Annotated in this window: 18 protein-coding genes; 9 read left to right on the top strand and 9 right to left on the bottom strand. The window is 68.6% G+C overall.

What is annotated here, in order from left to right:
- The first annotated feature begins 739 nt into the window (after positions 1–739).
- Positions 740–1036: a hypothetical protein gene (locus tag HUA78_RS36695; protein WP_174478320.1), complete on the top strand. Its 297-nt coding sequence runs from the start codon at positions 740–742 to the stop codon at positions 1034–1036.
- Between the two features lie 107 nt (positions 1037–1143).
- Here the strand turns inward: HUA78_RS36695 and ychF are convergent, their stop codons facing one another.
- The 6 genes from ychF to HUA78_RS36665 form a co-directional block, all read right to left on the bottom strand.
- Complete coding sequence (ychF, locus tag HUA78_RS36690) at positions 1144–2253, bottom strand: redox-regulated ATPase YchF (RefSeq protein WP_174457006.1); 1110 nt, start codon at positions 2251–2253, stop codon at positions 1144–1146.
- Positions 2254–2298: 45 nt separating this feature from the next.
- A complete protein-coding gene (gene atpF / locus HUA78_RS36685) occupies positions 2299–2850 on the bottom strand; it encodes a F0F1 ATP synthase subunit B (protein ID WP_141647850.1) in 552 nt (183 codons plus the stop codon).
- Positions 2851–2977: 127 nt separating this feature from the next.
- Positions 2978–3211 carry an ATP synthase F0 subunit C gene (locus tag HUA78_RS36680; RefSeq protein WP_141647851.1) on the bottom strand — a complete coding sequence of 78 codons (234 nt, stop codon included), beginning with the start codon at positions 3209–3211 and terminating at the stop codon, positions 2978–2980.
- A gap of 137 nt (positions 3212–3348) precedes the next feature.
- Positions 3349–4395 (bottom strand): F0F1 ATP synthase subunit A, encoded by a 1047-nt coding sequence (gene atpB / locus HUA78_RS36675; RefSeq protein WP_174478319.1) that lies wholly within the window; start codon positions 4393–4395, stop codon positions 3349–3351.
- Entirely contained in the window at positions 4395–4799 is a 405-nt protein-coding gene (locus HUA78_RS36670) for a hypothetical protein (protein WP_174457007.1), read from the bottom strand. The genes atpB and HUA78_RS36670 overlap by 1 nt, the downstream gene beginning before the upstream one ends.
- A complete protein-coding gene (locus HUA78_RS36665; protein WP_174457008.1) occupies positions 4796–5062 on the bottom strand; it encodes an AtpZ/AtpI family protein in 267 nt (88 codons plus the stop codon). The genes HUA78_RS36670 and HUA78_RS36665 overlap by 4 nt, the downstream gene beginning before the upstream one ends.
- A gap of 329 nt (positions 5063–5391) precedes the next feature.
- On the opposite strand from HUA78_RS36665, the gene HUA78_RS36660 reads away from it, so the two are divergent.
- Together HUA78_RS36660 and HUA78_RS36655 are read left to right on the top strand one after the other, a co-directional pair.
- Complete coding sequence (locus HUA78_RS36660; protein ID WP_141647718.1) at positions 5392–5910, top strand: YbhB/YbcL family Raf kinase inhibitor-like protein; 519 nt, start codon at positions 5392–5394, stop codon at positions 5908–5910.
- 252 nt (positions 5911–6162) lie between these two features.
- The gene (locus HUA78_RS36655) at positions 6163–8799 is read left to right on the top strand and encodes a GAF domain-containing protein (protein WP_371745748.1); all 2637 of its coding nucleotides are present in this window, start codon (positions 6163–6165) and stop codon (positions 8797–8799) included.
- A 26-nt stretch (positions 8800–8825) separates the two neighbouring features.
- Here HUA78_RS36655 and HUA78_RS36650 read toward each other — a convergent pair whose 3' ends face one another.
- Together HUA78_RS36650 and hemL are read right to left on the bottom strand one after the other, a co-directional pair.
- Positions 8826–11021, bottom strand: coding sequence for a serine/threonine-protein kinase (locus HUA78_RS36650; protein ID WP_254624099.1), 2196 nt, complete (start codon positions 11019–11021; stop codon positions 8826–8828).
- Complete coding sequence (gene hemL, locus HUA78_RS36645) at positions 11005–12300, bottom strand: glutamate-1-semialdehyde 2,1-aminomutase (RefSeq protein WP_174478318.1); 1296 nt, start codon at positions 12298–12300, stop codon at positions 11005–11007. Before hemL ends, HUA78_RS36650 begins: the two co-directional genes overlap by 17 nt.
- Positions 12301–12540: 240 nt before the next feature.
- Here hemL and rraA point away from each other — a divergent pair, with 240 nt between their 5' ends.
- Positions 12541–13026 (top strand): ribonuclease E activity regulator RraA, encoded by a 486-nt coding sequence (rraA, locus tag HUA78_RS36640; protein ID WP_174478317.1) that lies wholly within the window; start codon positions 12541–12543, stop codon positions 13024–13026.
- On the opposite strand, the gene HUA78_RS36635 is transcribed toward rraA, so the two are convergent.
- Positions 12978–14786, bottom strand: a complete 1809-nt coding sequence (locus tag HUA78_RS36635) for a hypothetical protein (RefSeq protein ID WP_174478316.1) — start codon at positions 14784–14786, stop codon at positions 12978–12980. The two genes, rraA and HUA78_RS36635, sit on opposite strands and share 49 nt — an antisense overlap.
- A 415-nt stretch (positions 14787–15201) precedes the next feature.
- On the opposite strand from HUA78_RS36635, the gene HUA78_RS36630 reads away from it, so the two are divergent.
- The 5 genes from HUA78_RS36630 to HUA78_RS36610 are packed head-to-tail and all read left to right on the top strand — an operon-like array spanning position 15202 to position 20736.
- Positions 15202–16455: an ABC transporter substrate-binding protein gene (locus HUA78_RS36630; RefSeq protein WP_217442735.1), complete on the top strand. Its 1254-nt coding sequence runs from the start codon at positions 15202–15204 to the stop codon at positions 16453–16455.
- Positions 16442–17248: an ABC transporter ATP-binding protein gene (locus HUA78_RS36625; protein ID WP_174478315.1), complete on the top strand. Its 807-nt coding sequence runs from the start codon at positions 16442–16444 to the stop codon at positions 17246–17248. The genes HUA78_RS36630 and HUA78_RS36625 overlap by 14 nt, the downstream gene beginning before the upstream one ends.
- Before the next feature lie 10 nt (positions 17249–17258).
- Entirely contained in the window at positions 17259–18029 is a 771-nt protein-coding gene (locus tag HUA78_RS36620; RefSeq protein WP_174478314.1) for an ABC transporter ATP-binding protein, read from the top strand.
- The gene (locus HUA78_RS36615; protein WP_174478313.1) at positions 18026–19846 is read left to right on the top strand and encodes a long-chain fatty acid--CoA ligase; all 1821 of its coding nucleotides are present in this window, start codon (positions 18026–18028) and stop codon (positions 19844–19846) included. Before HUA78_RS36620 ends, HUA78_RS36615 begins: the two co-directional genes overlap by 4 nt.
- A complete protein-coding gene (locus HUA78_RS36610) occupies positions 19843–20736 on the top strand; it encodes a branched-chain amino acid ABC transporter permease (protein WP_141647709.1) in 894 nt (297 codons plus the stop codon). The genes HUA78_RS36615 and HUA78_RS36610 overlap by 4 nt, the downstream gene beginning before the upstream one ends.
- Positions 20737–20742 lie beyond the last annotated feature (6 nt).

The following is a 20742-nucleotide window of genomic DNA, read 5'->3' as shown; positions in this document are numbered from 1 at the left end:
GAGGAGTTGGCCCCACCCAAATGTGCGGGTGATGCATGCATTCTGCTTGGAATTCCCAGAAATGAATACGGCAGAGACTACACGCTCTTCACCGAAGAGGGATGTCTCGCTGTCAGGTCTCCCAGTCATGATGCGCAACGAAGTTCCGACGGCAGAGTCGTCCGCATCCCAGAATCATGTCAGCCCAACAAAGAGCCCTGACCGCGGCTCACCGCCACGTAGCCGACCCAACCACAATCCCACTGAGGAACCGTGGCCTCATTATCAGCGAAGACCATTCTCGGCGCATTCATACGCACAGGCGCCATCATGCTCGCGTCTGCATGCGCAGGTGAGGAAAGCGTCCCGCGAGCAGATGGACGAATCTGTAAAGTCTCCAAGGGAGACACAAGCACCGCCGTCATCGCGAAGTGCGGCAATCCATGCGCAAGCGGAGTGCTCCCCAAGGGCCCGTGCCGCTCAAACCAATCTTTCTTCAGCGTCGAGCTCTGCTCAAACTGGTGCAGGATATACGGCGATACGGCTGTTTGCTCCGTGTACGAAGGGGAAGGGGTGGTTTCGATCCTCGAAATCACCTCGGGCCAACTGTCCACGCTCTCGGCTTGCCACTGGTAGCGCCGCCTCCCTCGTCGTGAGCGTCCGACTTCGTGGCGACATAGCCCCCCCACCGATGTCGCCTTCCCGCCACCCCGCGCACTCCCAGGTTGGCCGCGCGCGCCGCACGGTGGACACTGCGCCTGTGGACCCACGACGCGCCTATCCCCGATTCGCCATCGCCTCCCTCTTGGGCAACGTCGCCTTCCTCGCCTCCTGGGGTGTCCTGCTCTCACGCCCCTCCGGATGGCTCGTGGCAGGCCCCATCCTCCTGGCCCTCTTCGTCATCCTCCGCGTGGGCGGCATGTGGCTCTACGCCCGCCAGCAGACGGAAGGCAGCCCGCGCATCCGCCGCGCCGCCCTCTTCACCACCCTGCTCGCCTTCGTCGGCGTCGGCCTCTGGGTCCTCACCGCCGTGCGCGGCCCCACCATCAGCTTCTGAGCCGCCCCCAGAAACGCCTCGCGGGCGCTCCCAGAAGGCCCCAAGGCCCTCCAGAACGCGCCCGCGCGGTACATCAGCTCGCGGCTTCAGAGGGCCGCGTCAGCCCGTCACACGTTGAAGCGGAAGTGCATGCAGTCGCCGTCCTTCACGACGTACTCCTTGCCCTCCATCCGCAGCATGCCCTTCTCCTTCACCGCGGACTCACTGCCCAGCTTCACCAGGTCCTCCCAGCGCATCACCTCGGCCTTGATGAAGCCGCGCTCGAAGTCCGAGTGGATGACGCCCGCCGCCTGCGGCGCCGTGTAGCCCTTGTGAATCGTCCAGGCGCGGCACTCCTGCTCGCCCACCGTGAAGTACGTCCACAGGCCCAACAGCGTGTAGCCCGCCCGCACCACCTTGTGCAGGCCCGGCTCCGTCAGCCCCGCGCTCTCCAGGAAGCCCGGACGCTCGGCCTCGGGGAGCTGCTGGATTTCCGACTCCAGCGCCGCCGCGAGCACCACCACGCCGAAGCCCTCCTTCGCGGCCATCTCCTTCACCGCCGCGACGTGCTTGTTGGCGTCTTCCTTGCCAATCTCGCTCTCGCCGATGTTCGCCACATACAACACCGGCTTGTCCGTCAGCAGGAACAGGTCGTGGATGACGGCCTTCTCCTCCTCGGTCAGCTTCTGCGCCCGCACCGTGATGGCGGAATCCAGCCCGGCCTTCACGCGGTCCAGCAGGGCGACCTCGGCCTTGGCCTCGTCACCGGCCTTGCCGCCCATCTTCGTGTTCTTCAAGGAGCGCTCGCGGCGCTTCTCCACCGTCTCCAGGTCCTTGAGGCACAGCTCCGTGTCGACCACGTCCCGGTCCCTCACCGGATTCACCCCGCCCTCGACGTGGGTGACGTTGTCGTCCTCGAAGCAGCGCAGCACGTGCAGCACCGCGTCCACCTGGCGGATGTTGCCCAGGAACTGGTTGCCCAGGCCTTCGCCCTTGGAGGCGCCGCGCACCAGGCCGGCGATGTCCACGAACTCCAGCGACGTGGGGACCTTCTTCAGCGGCTTGATGAGCTCGGAGAGCTTGTCCAGCCGCTCGTCCGGCACGGGCACCACGCCCACGTTGGGCTCGATGGTGCAGAAGGGGTAGTTGGCCGCCTGTGCGCCCGCGGCCGACAGCGCGTTGAACAGGGTGGACTTGCCCACGTTGGGCAGCCCGACGATTCCGATGGATAGCGCCATGGTGATTCCCTGGAACACGCGCGCCGGGGGGCGCGCTTCCCCGAACTAGGCCGACCGGCGGACGCCGGCGTTGCCGGAGCCGCTCAGCGGAAGGCCCTTCACGAACTGCTCGGCCAGCGCGCGGTGCTTGCTGTCGTCCATGCGCTCGCCGATGAGCTTGCCGGCCACATCCATGGCCAGGTCCACCGCCATGGCGCGGACCTCGGCGATGGCCTTCGTCTTCTGCTCGTCGATTTCACGACGCGCGCTCAGCTTCAGCTCCTCCGCCTCCTTGCGGCTCTTCGCCATCAGCTCCTCGCGGAACTTCTCCATCTCCTGCTGGTTGCGACGCGTCTCCTCGGCGGCCTGACGGCGGGCCTCGGAGATGGCCGTCTTCTGGTCGGCCAAGAGCTTCTCCGCCTCGGCGCGCTCACGCTTGGCGCTCTCGATGGCGGCGGAAATCTGCTTCTCACGCTCCTCGACCAGCTGAAGGATGGGTCCCCACGCCTTCGCCTTCAGGACGAAGAACACGATGACGAAGGTGACGAGGGTCCAGAAGATGAGGCCCGGCTGGACGCTCACGAGGCTGCTGGCGGCGAGGACGTTGGGCAGGAACATGGTGGCGTGTCCGGCGTGAGGGAGGAGACAGCGAGGGAGTCTTCAGGGTGAAACAGCCTGCGAAGAGGCACCGGCACCCGCGATGTGACCCGCGAGCACCGGCGCTTCCCAGGCACCTGCGTTGAAACTAGGCGGTCTTGGTCGCCAGCAGGACGCAGACAACCAGCGCGAACAGCGTGGCGCCTTCGATGAGGGCCGCGGCGATGATCATCGTGGTGCGGATGTCGCCACCGGCGGCGGGCTGACGGCCCGTGGCGTCCATGGCGGCGGCGGCGAGCTTACCGATGCCGAGCGCGGCACCGATGATGGACAGGCCAGCGCCGAAACCGGCGGCGAGGAAGGCAAGAGCGAGGTTGGTCATGGCGGTGCTTCTCTTTTCTAGCGAAGGACCCACTTGTGGGGGGGTCGTGATTCCCTTCAGGACTACCTCTGACGGCCTTTCGAACCGCCAGGTCTTCTACGCGGGGCGCTCGACTGCTCGCGCCCCGCTAACCTGTCTCAGGCGTGCGCCTTGCCGTGGTCGTGGCTGCCACCCAGCTCGGAGTGGCCGTGGCCGTGGTCATCCGCGTGGCCGTGGTCGTCGTGGTGATGGCCCGTGGCCACCGCCATGCCGATGAACAGCGCCGACAGCAGCGTGAAGACGTACGCCTGCACGAAGGCCACGAACAGCTCCAGCAGGTAGATGGCGAACGCGAAGGGCACGCTCACCACCGCCACCGCGGGATGGCCGAGGATGAAGATGAGGCCGATGAGGAAGAAGAGGACGATGTGGCCCGCCAGCATGTTGGCGAACAGACGCATCGTGAGCGCGAAGGGCTTGGAGATGAGCCCGAGGATTTCCACGGGGATCATGATGATCCACAGCGACCAGTGCACGCCGCCCGTCAGGTGCTTCAGGTAGCCGCCCAGGCCCGCCGAGCGGATGCCCGCAGCCTGCGTCACGAAGAAGGTGCACAGCGCCAGGCCGCACGTGACGGCCAGGTTGCCGGTGGCCGTGGCCATCCAGGGGACGAGGCCCAGCAGGTTCATGAAGAGGATGAAGAAGAACGCGGTCAGCAGATACGGCACGTAGCGCGGGCCGTCCTCCTTGCCGATGTTCTTGATGGCCATCTCGTCACGAACGAAGAGCACCAGCATCTCGATGAGGTTGGCGCCCGTACCGCGCGGCACCAGCTTCGTCTTGTCGCGGCTGCTCCAGATGAAGATGGTGCCCAGGAGTAGCAGCGCCGCAAGCCACATCATCACCGTGTGCTTGGTGATGGAGAGGTCCAGGCAGCCCGCCATCAGCCCCGGCCAACCGGTGGGCGCCACCAGCCCGTGGTCCGTCATCACCGGCTCGCAGCTGCCGATGCGCAGCGGCGGAATCGCGCCCAGGTGGATGGGCTGGCTGAGCGGGACCTCGAGCTCGAAGTCGTTCGTGTCCGCGACGTGGTGGAGGATGTAGTCCGGAACACTCGGCTCGCTTCCCTCACCGTGGCCCCCGGACTCCGAAGCCCACGCCGTGGCCACGAACAGAGAGGCGAACAGCACCATTGCCTTGCGCATCACTCGTCTCCGCCCGCCGCGCCCTTGGACGCGGCCATCACGTAGCTGACTTCAATCCATTGCAGCGCGAAGTAGACGCCAAAGAAGCCGGCGATGAACGGCACCGGCTGCAGACCTCGCGAAATCATCCCCAAGAGCCCCACCAACACCGCCACCGCCCGCAGGCCGAAGACCACCGCCACCACCTTCATGGCCGCCTTCAGGTCTTGCTTCACCGCCCGCCGCTTCAACAACAGCGCCACCACGCCCGTCACCGCCGCCAGACCCACACCCCACAGCGCCGACACCCGGTTTTCCACCACCGTCGGCAACAGCCCCGCCACGGCCGCGCCCACCACCGCCACCCCGGCCGCCAGCCCCGCGTGGGAGCCGAAAGGGTCCTTCTCTTCGCCCTGCCCCGTCACTTCCGCTTCCCCAGTCGGGCCATCTCCCGGAGGAATCCGTAGAAGCCCACGCAGATACCCAGCAGGCTCAACCCCAGGAGCAGCCACGGCGCCGTTCCCAGCTTTCCGTCCAGCCAGTAGCCGCCCAGCACGCCCACCACCGCCCCACCCACCAGCTTCCACACCGCCGAGACGTAGGGCTCGGCCGCCCGCATGTGGCGAGCCATGGGTCCCAGCTCGCTGCCGTCCGAACCGACCTTATTTGGGGGTTCTTGCTCCACCATTCGGACGCCTCCCCAAACCCTGGGAAACCCTCGGATTTCCCATGCCACCCGATCCAACCCCTTCACACGCGGGCGCCGCTTAACACCGAATGAGCGACACGTGCAACCGCTACAGTGTCCCGGCACGGGACAGCGCCAGCGGGGGTTGCGGCACCGGCAAGCGCAGCTATCACCTCCAGAGCGGGAGCCGGCCCTTTTCGCGAGCCTCACCGAGGGCCCGCCCGCCCCGCTCCCCTGGTGCCCGGCGCCCCAGCGGCCGGGGCGTCGCTCATCCGCGCCGGGGTGTGCGCGTCGCCAGCTTGCTCCTATCCCGATTGTCGGAGGACTCCATGCCCAAGCCCCTCGTGCTGACGTCCCCCCGTTTCAAGGACGGGGACCTCATCCCCATCGCCTTCACCGGCGAAGGAGAGGACACCGCCCCACCCCTGCACTGGGAGAACCCACCCGCCGGGACGAAGAGCCTGGCGCTCATCGTCGAGGACCCGGATGCTCCGGACCCCAAGCATCCCCAGCGCATCTTCTGCCACCAGGTCCTCTACAACATCCCCCCGGGCGCCCAGGGGCTGCCGGAGGGGGCCCAGGTGGACGTGCTGCCCCCAGGGACGCGGGTGGGGCTGAACGACTTCGGCCACCAGGCGTACGGGGGCCCCATGCCCCCCATCGGCCGGCACCGGTACTTCTTCAAGCTGTACGCCCTGGACGTCGTGCTGCCGAACCTGGGCCGGCCTACCCGCAGGGATTTGTTGAAGGCGATGGAGGGCCACATCGTGGGCCAGGCGGACCTCATCGGGCTGTACGAGAAGGTCCACCACCGGGGCTCAGCGCAGGGACCCGGCGCGTCGGCCTGAGTCGCCGCCTGCTCGCTGGGAGACCTGGCGAGTTCATGGACTGACTCGCGGGCGGAGCCCTCGTTTCCGGGCCCGCCCGCATCATTTCCTGTCATCGCCCGCATCCCGCGTGACGCGCGTCAACACATGACACGGGCGTCTCGCGATGTAAGGGAAAACCGCGAGTCGTTGGCCGCGTCTGTGGTCTGGTCATCTAAGTGTCGGGAGCCCCACTTCTCCACCCTTGCATGCGGTGGAAGAGTCATGGGTGCCGTGAATCCATCCATCCGGGGCGGAGCTCCCTATGGCTCCTTCGACGAGATGTCCGTCGGCGTTTGCGTCATCCGCGAGCGTCGCTTCGTGTATGTGAATGATGCGCTCGGCATGCTGGTGGGGCACCCACGCGAGCTCATCGTGGGTCGCCCGGCGACGCTCCTCCTGACGGAGTCGAGCGTGACGGAAGTGATGGAGCAGCAGTCACGCCGACTGCGCGGCGAATCGGTATCCAGCACCTACGAGGCGGCGCTTCGCACGGCAACAGGAGAACGACAGGTGGAGATGACCATCATTCCCAGCGGGCCCGACTGGGTGGCGCTGGTGCGCGACGTCACGTCCCGGGGCCTGCGGCGCAGCGTGCTCCAACGGCTGGCGGAGCTGGGCGCGGGGCTGCCCTCCCTGCGCACCGAGGGCGAGGTACTGCGGCGGGTGTTCTCCGGGCTCGAGGAGCTGGGGCTCGCCTTCGCGTGGCTGTCACCCGAAGGCGAGGGGGTGCGGCTGGGGCAGACCTTCGTCCCCGTCGCGCTGGTGCCTCCGGACGCGCGGATGATGAGCGGACGGTGGGTGCGGGACGTGGTGGGCCGCTGGCCGTCCCTGCTGTTCCGGGCGTGGAAGGAGGGCTCGGCCTACTCGAATGACTTGTCACAGGAGGCGGCCTGGTTCCTCGACGGCGCCCAGGCGGACTGCGCTCGGAGCGCGCTGAACCGGGCCGGGCCGGCCCACACCATCGCCGTGCGCATCGACGTGGAGGGCCGTCCCCGCGCGATGCTGGCGGTGGCGGGAGAATGGCTGCGCGAGGAGGAGATGGCGCCGGTGCGGCTGTTCGGCGCGCAGGTGTCCGCGGCGCTCGATGCGGCGCTCACCATCTCCCGGCTGTCCGCGCAGAACACGGCGCTGGCGGCGCTCAACCGACTGGCCTCGGAGGCGGCGTCGGCGCCCCACCCGCGCGCCTTCTTCGGGCCGGGCACAGAGGAAATCGTCGGGCTGGTGGCCTGCGACGCGGTGACCATCCTGCTCCCTCAAGAGAACCAGATGGAGCTGGCGTACGCGCGCGGCATGGACCTGGACGACGCGGACACGGACCCCTTCGCGCGGCTGTGGCTGGCGGGAGGACTGTGCAACCAGGCCCAGCAGGAGGGTGCGCCGCTGGTGGTGGAGGTGGAAGACTGCCCGAACGGGCTGCGCGAGGACTTGCGACAGCGCGGCTTCCAGACGCTGGTCATCATCCCCCTGCGCGTGCGCTCCCGAGGCGTGGGCACACTCAGCATCCTCTTCCGCGAGCCCAGGTACCTCACCCCGCTGGAGCTGGAGACGCTGCAGGCGATGGGCACCCACTTCGCGGCGGCCATCGAGACACATCGACTGTTGCAGGAGCTGCGGGGACGCGCCGAGGACATGGCGCTGCTGCACGAGGTGGCGCGGGCCCTGGCCACCACGCTGGAGCTCGACAAGCTGCTGGCCACCGGGGTCACCAGCCTCGCGCGCATCATCGACACACCGGATGCCTATGTCCTCATGCCGAACTCCACGGGCGAGTGGCTGGAGGTCCGCGCGGTGAGTGGCAGCCACCCGGAGCTGCTCGGACGCTGCCTGCCCGCGGGCGCGCCGGATGCGTCCGCCACCGGGTTGGCCTTCCTGACGCGCGAGCTGGTGATGGTGGAGGACGCCGTCACCGACGTCCGCGTGGACCAGGAGCTGCGAGACAGCTCCTCCGCGCAGGCGTTCCTGGTGCTGCCCCTGGTGGTGCGGGACAGGCCTGTCGGGGTCATGGTCGCCACGGAGACACGGAGGACCCGCCGCTTCTCCCCCGCTGAAATCGAGCGGGCGAGCGCCATCGCCAACCAGCTCGCCCTGGCCCTGGAAGGCGCGCGACTGGTGGAGGATTTGAAGGACAGCTACGTGGAGCTGGCCCGGACGCAGGAGCAGCTCGTGCGTCGCGAGCGATTGGCGGCCCTGGGCGAGCTGTCCGCCGTGGTGGCCCACGAGGTGCGAAATCCCCTGGGCGCCATCTTCAACTCGGTGGCCTCCATCCGCAGAATCATCGGCCCGGGCAGTCCGGCCGAGCCCTTGGTGGACATCGTCGCGGAGGAGGCGGACCGCCTCAACCGCATCGTCGCGGACCTGCTCACCTTCGCTCGACCTCCCGCGCCGCATCCCCATCCAGTGCCCCTGGCGCCGCTGGTGGAAGACGCGGTGCGCGGTGCGCTCGCGGAGTCACCCGGCGCGGTCCGCGTGGAGCTGGATTTGGAGGAGGACGTCCCGCCCGTCACGGTGGACGAGCGGATGATGCGTCAGGCCTTCCTCAACCTGGCCATCAACGCGATGCAGGCCATGCCACAAGGGGGACGCCTGCGGGCCGCGGTGCGCCGCGCCGCGGGTGCGCCCGAGGTCATGGTGGAGTTCAGCGACACCGGTCCGGGCATCACCGCCGAGGTGCGCGCGCGCATCTTCGAGCCCTTCTTCACCACCAAGGCCAAGGGCACCGGACTGGGGCTCGCCGTGGTGAAGCGCATCATCGAGTCCCACCAGGGACACCTCACTCTCGACTCCCAGCCGGGCACCGGCACGTGCTTCCGCCTCTACCTGCCGTTGGATTCACCCGCTTCCACGCGCCCGCTGCTGGCCGTTCCGTGACTTGAAGTCGAGAGGAGGGTGGGCTGTCAGCGCCACATCGTGAGCCACGCCACGAGCAGCCCCAGCAGCGACGCGCCCGTGAACAGCGCGACGGCGAGCCAGACGCGGGAGCCCTGAAGCCATCCACCGGAGGGCTCGGGCTCCGCGGTGAGGACCTCGCCGTCACCGGTGATGGCACGCACCAACTCCAGTCGACGCGCCTCGAGGGCCTCCGTGGCCACCGTCTGCGAGATGTCGATACCGAAACCGACCTGCGTCTCGCGCGGCGCGCGCCGGGGGGCATGTCTCGACATGGCGGGCGTCACGGTGTCCTCGGCGCCCGGCGGGAACAGGGGCTCGTGGGCACCACTGGCTCGCGCGGAGGCCGCCTGCTCGATGGCCACGAGGACCTTCGCCGCATCCAGGGCCTCGGTCGCTTCGACGGGAGAGGCGGGCTTCGAGCGAGTCCCTGTGCCGACACCTCCACGCTCGGAACTCGCGTCCGACTCCGAGAGGTAGGTTCCGTATTGCGCGGTCCGCGCTGCGAGGTCTTCCGCCCGGAGAGGCATCGTCGCCAGGGGGTCATCGACACGCGGTGCGTCCACTCGCGGAGGCACGGCCACGGCGGTGGGTTCATCCTCGTCGGCGTTTCCCCATCCATCCGCGCGCGTCGGCTCGTCGTCGCCGGGACCTTGTCTCGGCTCGCCTGACCCTGTTCGCACTGGACCAGCAGCGCGCGTCGGCTCGTCGTCGCCGGGGCCCTGTCTCGGCTCGCCTGACCCTGTTCGCACCGGACCAGCAGCGCGCGTCGGCTCATCGTCGCCGGGGCCTTGCATCCCCTCCGCGTGTCTCAACTCGCTCGACGCAGTTCGCCTCGGACCAGCCGCTCGCGTCGGCTCATCGTCGCCGGGGCCTTGCAGCCCCACCGCATGTCGCAACTCACTCGACGCGGTTCTCCTCGGAGCATCCGCGCGCGTCGGCTCATCGTCGCCGGGGCCGCGTCCACCCGCCACATGCGTCGGCTCATCCTCACCGGGGCCACGCCCGCCAGCGACATGCGTCGGCTCATCGTCGCCCGGACCTCGAGCACCGGCCGCGCGCGTCGGCTCATCCTCGGCCTCGGGCCGCGGGCCCACCTGCGCCCGCTCGGACGGAACGAAGTCATCCGGCGTGTAGATGGCATTGTGCTCGAACGCGAGCGCCGTCGGCGGGGTGAGCGTCGCGACGAGCTCCGGCTCGGTATGCGAGCGCTTCGCCTCCTCGCGCAGCAGCTCCTCGAGCAGCTTCTCCTCCGCCTTCTTCTCGCGCGGGAAGACCAGCGCCAGCAGCCTCGCGAGCTCCGCGTCCCCCACGCCGGGCGCGAGCTTCGCCTTCAGTCGCGCGAGTTCCGCCCCCATCGCCGCCGCGTCCGGGAAACGATTCGCCGGCTCCGCCGTGAGCGCGCGCATCAGGAACGCATCCACGCTCGACGGCAGCCCCTGCCGATGCTTCCCCGCGTTCTCCCACTGCGGATACGCCGCGCGGCGCCAGCGCTCCACCGGGTCTCCCCGCTGCGACAGCGGCTTCCACGCGCACAGCTCCCACAGCAACACGCCCACCGCGTACACATCCGCGCGCCGGTCCACGAAGCGCTTGCGCGCCTGCTCCGGCGACATGTACGTCAGATTCCCAATCACCACCCGGGGCGCCGTCTGCTGCTCCTTCAGCGTGGACTGCGCCGCGCCGAAGTCGATGATCTTCACCTCGCCGTCGTAGCTGATACACACATTGGCCGGTGACAAATCCCGGTGCACCAGATGCAACGCATGCCCTTCTTCATCCGTGGCATCGTGCGCATAGGCCAATCCCTCACACAGCCGCTCGCCCAGATGCAGGATGATACCCAAGGGCATCATCCGCCCCAGCTGCCGCAGCCGATACGAGAGCCGGCTCAGCGTCTTGCCTCGGACGTACTCCATGGAGAGGTACAGCTGCCCCTCCACCTCGCCCATCGCATACACGCGGGCGATGTTGGGATGCGTCAGCCGCACCACCACCCGGGCCTCGTCGCGGAAGCGCCCCACGAACTGCGGGCTCTCCATGAGCTGCGGCAGGACCTTCTTCACCACGCATGCGCGGCGCGGCGCCTCCTCGCGCGCGAGGAAGACCTCTCCCATCCCCCCGGCGCCAATGCGGCGCACCAGGGTATAGGGACCGAAGCGAACGGGCCCCTCGAGGGGCGTCGGCTCAACCGGTCTGGCCAAGCGAGCGGAAGGCCTTTCTCGCCGCCCCGAGCACGTGCGCCACCTCCGCCTCGCCAATGGCCAGCGAGACGAAGGCCGCTTCGTACTGGCTCGGCGGCAGGTACACGCCCGCGTCCAACATGGCGTGGAAGAAGCGTCCGAAGCGCCCCGTGTCCGACGTCTTCGCGCTCGTGTAGTCGAACACCGGCTCCGCCGTGAAGAACACCGTCAGCATGCTGCCCACGCGGTTGACGGTGACGGGCACACCGGCGGCCTTCGCCTCGGCGATGAAGCCCTCCTCCAGCATGCGGCTCACCTGCTCCAGCCTCGCGTACGTCCCCGGCGCCGCCAGCGCCTTGAGACACGCCAGCCCCGCCGCCACCGCCACCGGGTTCCCCGACAACGTGCCGGACTGATACACGGGCCCCGCTGGCGCCACCTTCCGCATGATGTCCGCGCGACCGCCATAGGCGCCCAGCGGCATGCCGCCGCCAATCACCTTGGCCATCGTCGTCAGGTCCGGCTTCAGCCCGTACACTTCCTGCGCTCCACCACGCGCCAGCCGGAAGCCCGTCATCACCTCGTCCAGCACCAGCAGCACGCCGTGCTTCTGACACAGGGCCTGGAGGCCCTGGAGGTAGCCCGGCTTGGGCACCAGCACGCCCATGTTGCCCACCACCGGCTCGATGATGGCGCAGGCGATGTCCTGCCCCTTCTCCGCGAAGATGCGCTCCACGGCCGCCAGGTCGTTATAGGGCGCGGTGAGCGTGAGCTTCGCCAGCGCCGCGGGCACGCCCGGCGAGTCCGGCAGGCCCAGCGTCTCCACGCCACTGCCCGCCTTCACCAGGAACGGGTCTCCCGCGCCGTGGAAGCAGCCCTCGAACTTGAGGATGTGCTCGCGACCGGTGAAGCCGCGCGCCACGCGGATGGCGGCCACCGTGGCCTCCGTGCCGCTGGACACCAGCCGCACCATCTCCACCGCCGGCATCGTCCCGCAGATGAGCTCCGCGAACTCCACCTCGCCCGCATGGGGCGCGCCGAACGACGAGCCGCACCGGGCCGCGTCGATGATGGCCTCCACGATGGGCGGGTAGGCGTGGCCAAGGATGAGCGGCCCCCAGCTCCCCACTAGGTCGACGTAGCGGTTGCCATCCACGTCGGTGAGCCAGGCTCCGGAGCCCTCACGGAAGAAGACAGGGTCCCCGCCGACGCCACGGAAGGCGCGCACCGGAGAGTTCACTCCACCCGGGATGCGCGCCTGCGCGCGGGCGAACAGGGACTGACTGTGAGCGTGATTCATGCCGCGTTCCATAGCACGCGCCGCGACGTCTCCCGCCTCTCCTCTCGCCTGCCCCCATGCTCGCCGCTTCTCCGTCCTGTCGAGTGTCGGTTATGGACACGTCGCGTTGAGACGTCGGCAACGTATCCCTGGAAAATCACACCAGGACGCACATCCGAGCGAGAGGCCGGGGCATCATGGACCTGGAAGACGCGCTGATACAGCGATGTGACGGCGGACCCGAGGACCCAGGAGACTCCCATGGACTTCAAGACGGCGGACCTGTGTGACACCCACTCGGGCACGGCCCACTTCCAGGTCGCCGAGCCCGGCTTCGTCGACTACGGCGGGCGGACCACGTTCTCGGGCCTCATCAGCACCGTGCGCGCGCCGGAGGACAACTCGCTCGTCCGCAAGGCCCTGGAGGAACCAGGCGCGGGGCGAGTGCTCGTGGTGGATGGCGGTGGCAGCCGTCGCTGCGCGCTGGTGGGCGACCAGCTCGCGCTGCTCGCGCAGCAGAACGGCTGGGCGGGCATCATCGTGAACGGCTGCATCCGGGACTCGGAGGAAGTGGGCCGCACGGCCATCGGCGTGAAGGCCCTGGGCACGCATCCGCTCAAGAGCTCCAAGCGCAACGAGGGACAGCGCGACGCGGAGGTGCGCTTCGCGGGCGTCATCTTCAAGCCCGGACATCGCCTCTACGCGGATGCGGACGGCATCGTCACCTCGGAGTCGGCGCTGGACTGAGTCCACGCGCTCCGAGGCCAGATGAGGGCCACGGCGTCGTAGCCCCCCGAGGCCAGGAAGGCGCCATCCTCCGAGAACGCCAGCGCGCCAACCGAATGGGCGTGGCCTTCGAGCGTGGCCAGGAGCGTCCCCTCGCGGCTCCACACCCTCACTCGGCCCGCCATGTCACCCGTGGCCACGAGCAGTCCGTCATGGGAACACGTCACCGCGAACGCGGGGTCGGGGACCTCCAGCCGGACTTGACGATTCGGGTGCTCGAGCTCCACCAGGAGCACGTGCCCGTACTCCTTCTGGAGCACGACCCACTTGTCATCCGGGGTGAGCGCACGAAAGCGATTCCCCTTCGACACATGGACCGAGGACAGCCATTCATCCTTCTCCAGGTCCACCAGCCGCAGCTCGACGGTGTTGTCCCCGGGCGGCGGACATCTGCGTGAGATGACGCCGAGCCGCCCCGACCGGGACAGCACACGCAGCGCGAGGTCCTCGGGCGCGAGGTCCTTCCTCCAGAGAGGCCGTCCGGTCCGTGCGTCGACGACGCGTATCCAGCGATGCTCGTACCAGCTCTCACTCTCCGCGAGCATCCCCATGTCGTCGGACCAGACCGTCGACGAACCGTTGGAGCATCTCTCCTCCAGCTCCACGTCGGCCCCTCCGAGCAGGCCGCTCAGTCGCATGCCCCCATGCTGGGGCAACAGCCTGAATGCACGCCCGCCCCTCACATGGACGCAGGCCCCCTCCGATGAGAACGACTCACGACGCACCTCCCGGCCCGAGTCGCGGTCCCACACCCGGACCGTGCCATCCCCCGACGCCGTGAGGAGGTGCCTCCCGTCCGAGGAGAAGGTGAGCTGCTCCACCCCGTGGCGATGCGCGGGCCCCGGCACCTCGCGCCGGGTATGGATGTCCACCAGCAGGTGGGCCCAGGACTCCCGCTTCGCGAACGATGCCCACCGACCATCAGGGGAGATGACGAAACTCCAGCCAGCGCAACCGTATGAGCTCGGCAGCTCCAGCCACTCCTCCAGCGCCTCGCCTCGGGTGAAGAGCAACCGTCGATTCAGGATTCGCACCTGACGACCATCGGGGAGCAACTGACTTGCGCTGCTGGACACGCGTTGCTCGACGTCGCCCACACACTCCCCCGTCCGGGCGTCATACGTGCGCACGATGCGCCTCAAGCCGGCCCCTGACTGCTTGCACCGGATGAACGCACCCTCTGGCGTGAAGTGCACCCATGGCGGCCCGCACTCGGCATCCCCCTGGACGGACCAGCGCGGGCTCCAGTTCGCCGTATCGAAGACAGACAGCCGAAAAGGCTCGTTGCTGTTCTCCAGCACCAACAGGCTGCCGCCATCCGGCGAGAACACCAGCCACTCCGCTGAACCAGGACTGTCTTCGAGCTGGACGCGCCGGACTTCTTCTTCCCGCTCCAGGTCGAACACGACGAAGCCACTCGGATACTGGGTGCCGGCCAGCAACATCCGCCCGTCCGGCGAGCGCGCGAGGCTGCGGATGTCCGTGCCCAGTCCCTCCCAGCGCCGCAGCTCCGCGCCACTGCGCGCGTCCCACAACCTCATCGTGCCCCCATCGCTCCCGGTGACGATGCGCTCGTCCGGCAGGTAGAGCACGGCGTTCACCCTCCTCGAGTCTCCTCGGAGCGAGAGCAGCTCCCGGCCGTCCTCCAGGTTCCACACCCGGGTCGTCGAGTCTCCCGATGTGACGAGCCTGCGCGAGTCCTCGGAGAAGGCGTGCGCCACCACGCCTCGTGGAAAACCCTCAGGGCCCGGTGCGTGCCAGAAGCGCACGGTGCCACAGCGACTGTGTGCCTGCTCCGGGAGAGGGTCACCGAAAGCATCGAGCCGGGGAAAATTCCGTTCGGGTAGGGGCATGCGGGGCGCCCCCAGCGACGCGCTGGCCCCACGGACCTGACAGGCCTTCGTTCGCGCCCCGTTTCCCTGGCGCAATGTGTCATCACCCGAAACATTTTCGCCGTGCGAAACACAATCAAGACAACCTTCCAGGACGTTCCGCCCTGCGAAATACAGCCATCGAATTACGGGTGACTGTCTTTCCTCTTCGAGGGGAGTGTGGCTACTGTTCCGCCACGATTCTGACGGGGAGAGTGCGATGCAACGACTCGTGGTCGGACTCCTGGCGACAGCTTTCTGTTTGATGGCTTGCAAGAAGGAAGAGGCTTCGACACCACCGTCGGAGGGCGCGCAGGAGCGTCCCGTGGCGGCACCAGACATCAAGACAGACAAGGGCGTCGACCTGGAGAAGAAGGTCGTCTACATCGGCGCGCTCAATGACGAGAGCGGCCCCGGCGCGGCCATCGGCAAGCCCTTCGCCGCGGGCAAGCGGCTGCTCGCCCAGCAGGTGAACGCGGGTGACTCCGGCCTGCTGCCGCCCGGCTGGCGCATCGAGCTCGTCGAGCGGGACCACGCCTACAACCCGCAGAACGCCGTGCAGGCGTACAGCGACATCCACGACCGCGTGCTGTTCCTGGGCACCAGCTTCGGCACGCCCAACACGCTGCCCCTGCGCGACAAGATGACGGCGGACAACCTGGTGGCCTTCCCCGCGTCGCAGTCCTCGGAGATGGCGCGACACCAGTACACGCCGCCCATTGGCGCCTCCTACAAGATGGAGGCGATGCGCGCCATGGACTGGGCCGTGGAGCACGCGGGCGGCGCGGACAAGGTGAAGGCCGCCATCGTCGCGCAGGGTGATGACTACGGGAAGGACGGCCTGGAGGGTTGGAGCGAGGCCGCGAAGCACCACGGCGTCACCATCGTCTCTCAGCAGAGCGTCGCGCCGGGACAGAAGGACTTCGCCGCCATCATCACCGCGCTCCAGCAGTCCGGCGCCAACTACGTGTTGCTCACGGTGCTGCCCAGCGCCTCGGGTCCCATCCTGGGCACGGCCGCGCAACTCAAGTATCAGCCCACCTGGGTGGGCCAGACGCCCGCGTGGGTGGACCGCTTCTTCGACGCGAAGGTCATCCCCGGCGCCGTCTTCGCCAACTTCTACTGGGCCACGGGGCTCACCTTCTGGGGCGACGACGTGCCCGGCATGAAGGACTTCCTCGCCCTGGTCGCGAAGTACCCCAACACGCCGAAGGACTTCTACACGCTGTCCTCCTACGTCCAGGGCCGCGTGCAGATTGAAGCGCTCAAGGCCGCCATCGAGTCCAAGGACGTCACGCGCGCCGGCTACCTCAAGGCGCTCAAGGGCATCACCCGCACCACCGCCGGCGGCATGACGGTGGAGCCGGTGGACCTGTCCCGGTTCCCCTACGAGACGTCCGTCGGCGCGCGGGTCCTCAAGCCCGTGCTCGACCAGGGGAGCTGGAGTGTCGTCGCGGGCTTCGCGCCGCCGAAGGCGCTGGGTGCCTCTGCCGCCAAGGCCGCCGATGACAGCAAGTAGTCCTGCCCTGCTGCGCGTGCAGAACCTCCAGGTCGTCTATCACTCAGCGGTGCGGGCCCTCCGGGGCATCACCCTGGAGGTTCCTCACCAGGGCGTGGTGGCCCTCCTCGGGCCCAATGGCGCGGGCAAGTCCACCGCGCTGCGCGCCATCAGCGGCCTGCTCGACATGCACGACGGCGCTATCACCCAGGGCAAGGTGGAGCTGTCCGGGCAGAGCCTCCTGGCCCTTCCCGCCGACGGGCGCGTGCACGCGGGCGTGGTGCAGGTGCTCGAGGGACGTCGCATCCTCGGCGAGCTGTCGGTGGAGGAGAACCTCCTGGCGGGCGGCTTCGGCATGGGCGCCCAGGCACGCAAGGAACTGGTCGAGTCCGCCTTCACGCGCTTCCCCGTGCTGCGCGAGCGACGGCGACAGAAGGCCGGCTACCTCTCCGGTGGAGAGCAGCAGCTGCTGGCCATCTGCCGGGGACTGATGCGACGGCCCAAGGTGCTGCTCCTGGACGAGCCCTTCCTGGGCCTGTCGCCCAAGGCCGTGGGCGAGGTGTCGGAGCTGATTCAGCGCATCAGCGCGGAGGGCGTCGCGGTGTTGCTCGTGGAGCAGAACGCGCGGGTCGCGCTGACGCTGGCCAGCCACGGCTACGTGCTGGAGACGGGCAAGGTGGTGCTGGACGGCCCCGCGGACAAGCTTCGCGAGGACCCCGACGTGCAGGAGTTCTACCTGGGCTTCGGACGCGAGGGGCAGCGTGGCTACCACGAGCTGAAGCGGTATCGGCGCAAGCGGCGCTGGCTTTCATGAAGGGTGAGGAATGGCACTGCTGGAGCTCGACAACGTGGGCCTTTCCTTCTCCGGGGTACGTGCCCTGGATGGCGTCTCGTTCTCCATCGAGGCCGGCGCGCTGCACGCCGTGATTGGTCCCAATGGCGCGGGCAAGAGCAGCCTCTTCAACTGCATCAGCGGCATCCATCGCCACATGGAGGGCCGCGTGAGGCTGGAAGGACAGGCGCTCGCGGGCCTGGAGCCTCCGGAGATTGCCCGGCGCGGCGTGGCGCGGATGTTCCAGAACCTGGCCCTCTTCGAGCACCTCACGGTGTTGGAGAACCTGCTGCTCGGCCGTCACCCGAAGTACCAGACGGGGCTGTTGCGCAACCTGTTCTGGACGCGAGGGGCGCGCGCGGAGGAGGTCCGCCACCGCGAGAAGGCCGAAGAGGTCATCGACTTCCTCAACCTGGAGCACTACCGGTGGATGCCCGTCTCGGTGCTGCCCTACGGCATCCGCAAGCGCGTGGAGCTGGGCCGCGCGCTGTGCATGGAGCCGAAGCTGCTGCTGCTGGATGAGCCCACGGCGGGACTCAATCAAGAGGAGACGGAGGACATGGCGAACCACCTGCTCGACATCCGTCACGAGCTGGGGGTGACGCAGGTGCTCATCGGCCACGAGCTGCGCTTCGTGATGGACCTGGCCACGCAGGTGACGGTGCTGGACCGGGGCCAGGTCATCGCGAACGGGCCACCTTCCGCGCTGCGCGAGGACACGCGCGTGCTGAGCGCGTACGTGGGCGGGGCGGTGGCGGCATGAACGCGGCGCTTCCCCTGAGCCTCCCGGGCCAGCTCTTCCAACGCGCGGAGCAGCACCCGCACGCGGTGGCCATCCGCGAGAAGCGCCTGGGCATCTGGAACGAGCTGTCCTTCCAGGGCTACCTGGAGCGCGTCGGCTGGGTGGCGCGGATGTTGTGGGAGCTGGGCGTGCGCGCCGGAGACTCGGTGGCCATCATCAGCGACAACCGGCCGGAGTGGTTGTTCGCGGACCTGGGCACCCAGGCACTCGGCGCGCGCTCCGTCGGCATCTATCAGACGAATCCCCCCTCCGATGTGGCCTACATCCTCAACGACGCCCAGTGCCGCGTCGTGCTCTGCGAGGACCAGGAGCAGTACGACAAGGTCGCCACCGTCGCGGCCGAGACACCCTCCGTCCAGCACATCCTCGTCCTCGAGCCCCGCGGACTGCGCGGCGTGGAGGACGCACGGCTGCGCACGTGGGAGCGCTTCCTCGAGGAAGGGCGCACGCTCCTGGAGCGGGAGCCGGGCTGGCTCCGCGAGCAGCTCGCGCGACGCATGCCCGACGAGGGGGCCATGGTCATCTACACGTCGGGGACCACGGGGGCGCCCAAGGGAGCGCTCATCTCCAGCCGCAACATGCTGGAGGGCTCGGCGACCTTCACCGCGCAGCTCGGGTTGGGCCAGGACGACAGCGTCGTCTCGTACCTGCCGCTGTGTCACGTCGCGGAGAAGCTGTTCAGCCTGCTGTTGCCGCTCGTCGTCGGAGGGAAGGTCCACTTCGGTGAGGCCCTGGAGACGGTGCAGCACGACGTGGCCGAGGTCTCCCCCACCGTGTTCCTGGGCGTGCCGCGCATCTGGGAGAAGATGCACGCGTCGGTGACGGTGAAGATGCGCGATGCCTCGTGGCTCAAGCGCACCCTCTTCAACACCTTCACCCGACTTGGCGCCGGGATTCGCGAGCGGGAGCGCACCGGACAGCGGCGCTGGTGGGACGCGCTCGTGTGGCGCGTCGGAGACCTGCTCGTCTACCGGCCGCTCCAGGAGCGCCTGGGACTGCGGCGCTGTCGCTTCCCCATCTCCGGCGCGGCGCCCATCTCTCCGGAGCTGCTCGCCTGGTACGACAGCATCGGCGTCCGCATCTACGAGGGGTACGCCCAGACGGAGGGCTCGGGCTCCAGCCACCTCAACGTCCCGGGCGCCACCCGACTGGGCACCGTCGGACGCGCCGTGCCGGGCGTGGAGTGTCGGCTCGCGGAGGACGGCGAGGTGCTGGTGCGCGGGACCAACGTGTTCCTCGGCTACCTCAACAAGCCGGAGGCCACCGCCGAGGTCCTTGATTCCGAGGGCTGGCTGCACACCGGAGACTTGGGCGATATCGACGCGGACGGCTACCTGCGCATCACCGGCCGCAAGCGCGAAATCCTCATCACCTCCGGCGGAAAGAACCTGTCGCCCGAGCGCATCCAGAACGCGCTGAAGAACAGTCCGTACATCAAGGAGGCGGTGGCCATTGGCGACCGCCGGGCCTTCGTCACCGCGCTGGTGCAGGTGGACCCGGAGACGGTGGCGGACTGGGCGCTGCGCCGCAAGATTGCCTTCACCTCGTACACGGACCTCACGCTGCGGCCCGAGGTGCGCAAGCTCATCGAAGAGGAAGTCGCACGCGCCAATGAAGGACTCGCGCGAGTCGAGCAGGTGCGCACCTTCCGGCTGCTCGCGCGCGAGATGACGCAGGACGCGGGTGAGGTGACGGCGTCCCTCAAGGTGCGGCGCAAGGCGGTGCTCGCGCTGCATTCAGCGCTGGTGGAAGAGATGTACGCGAGGACACGCGAATGACGCAGTTGCTCCAGCTCAGCATCTCGGGACTGGCGCTCGGGGCGAGCTACGCGCTCATCGCCCTGGGCTTCTCGGTCGTCTACCGAGCCTCCCGACTCTTCAACTTCGCGCACGGCGAGCTGCTCAGCCTGGGCGCGTTCCTGATGACCGCGCTCGTCGAGGTGATGCCGTGGTGGCTGGCGCTCGCCGCCTCCGCGTGCCTCACCGGTGGACTGGCCGCGCTCCTGGAGCGCACCGTCCTGCGGCGCATGGTGGGGCGACCCGTCTTCACCACCATCATCCTGACGCTGTTCCTGGGGTTGCTCCTGCGCGCGGGCATCGTCATCGCCTTCGGCACCGACACGCGCGGCATGCCGACGCCGTGGGACGCGATGGCGGAGGTGCAGGTGGGCAACGCCACCGTGCTCCTGTCGTCACTCATCTCCCTGGGCGCGACGACGGTGGTGCTCGTCGGGATGCACGCGCTGGTGCAGCGCACGCCGATGGGCGTGGCGATGCGCGCGGCGAGCGAGAACCAGGAGGTGGCCCTGGTGCTGGGCATCCCCGTGGGCCGGGTGCTCGCCTTCACCTGGTTCCTGGCGGGAGCGACGGCCGCGGTGGCCGGCATCTTCCTGGGGATGTTCCCGCGCTCGGTGGACTCCAACCTGGGCTACGTGGCGCTGCGCGCCTTCCCCGCCATCATCGTCGGAGGACTGGAGTCGGTGGTGGGCGCGGTGGTCGCGGCGTTCATGCTGGGGCTGCTGGAGGTGCTGTCCCAGGCGTATGTGAATCCGCACCTGGGCGCCTTCGGGCACAACTTCCACGCCGTCTTCCCCTACGCCGCGATGATTCTCTTCCTGGTCCTGCGTCCACGCGGACTCTGGGGCGAGCACGAGGTGCGCCGCGTCTAGGCGCGC

The organism is Myxococcus sp. CA033, from assembly GCF_013336625.1.
Lineage (GTDB): Bacteria > Myxococcota > Myxococcia > Myxococcales > Myxococcaceae > Myxococcus > Myxococcus llanfairpwllgwyngyllgogerychwyrndrobwllllantysiliogogogochensis.
The sequence above is the reverse complement of the archived record's forward strand: the minus strand, read 5'-3'. Positions and strand labels throughout refer to the sequence as shown.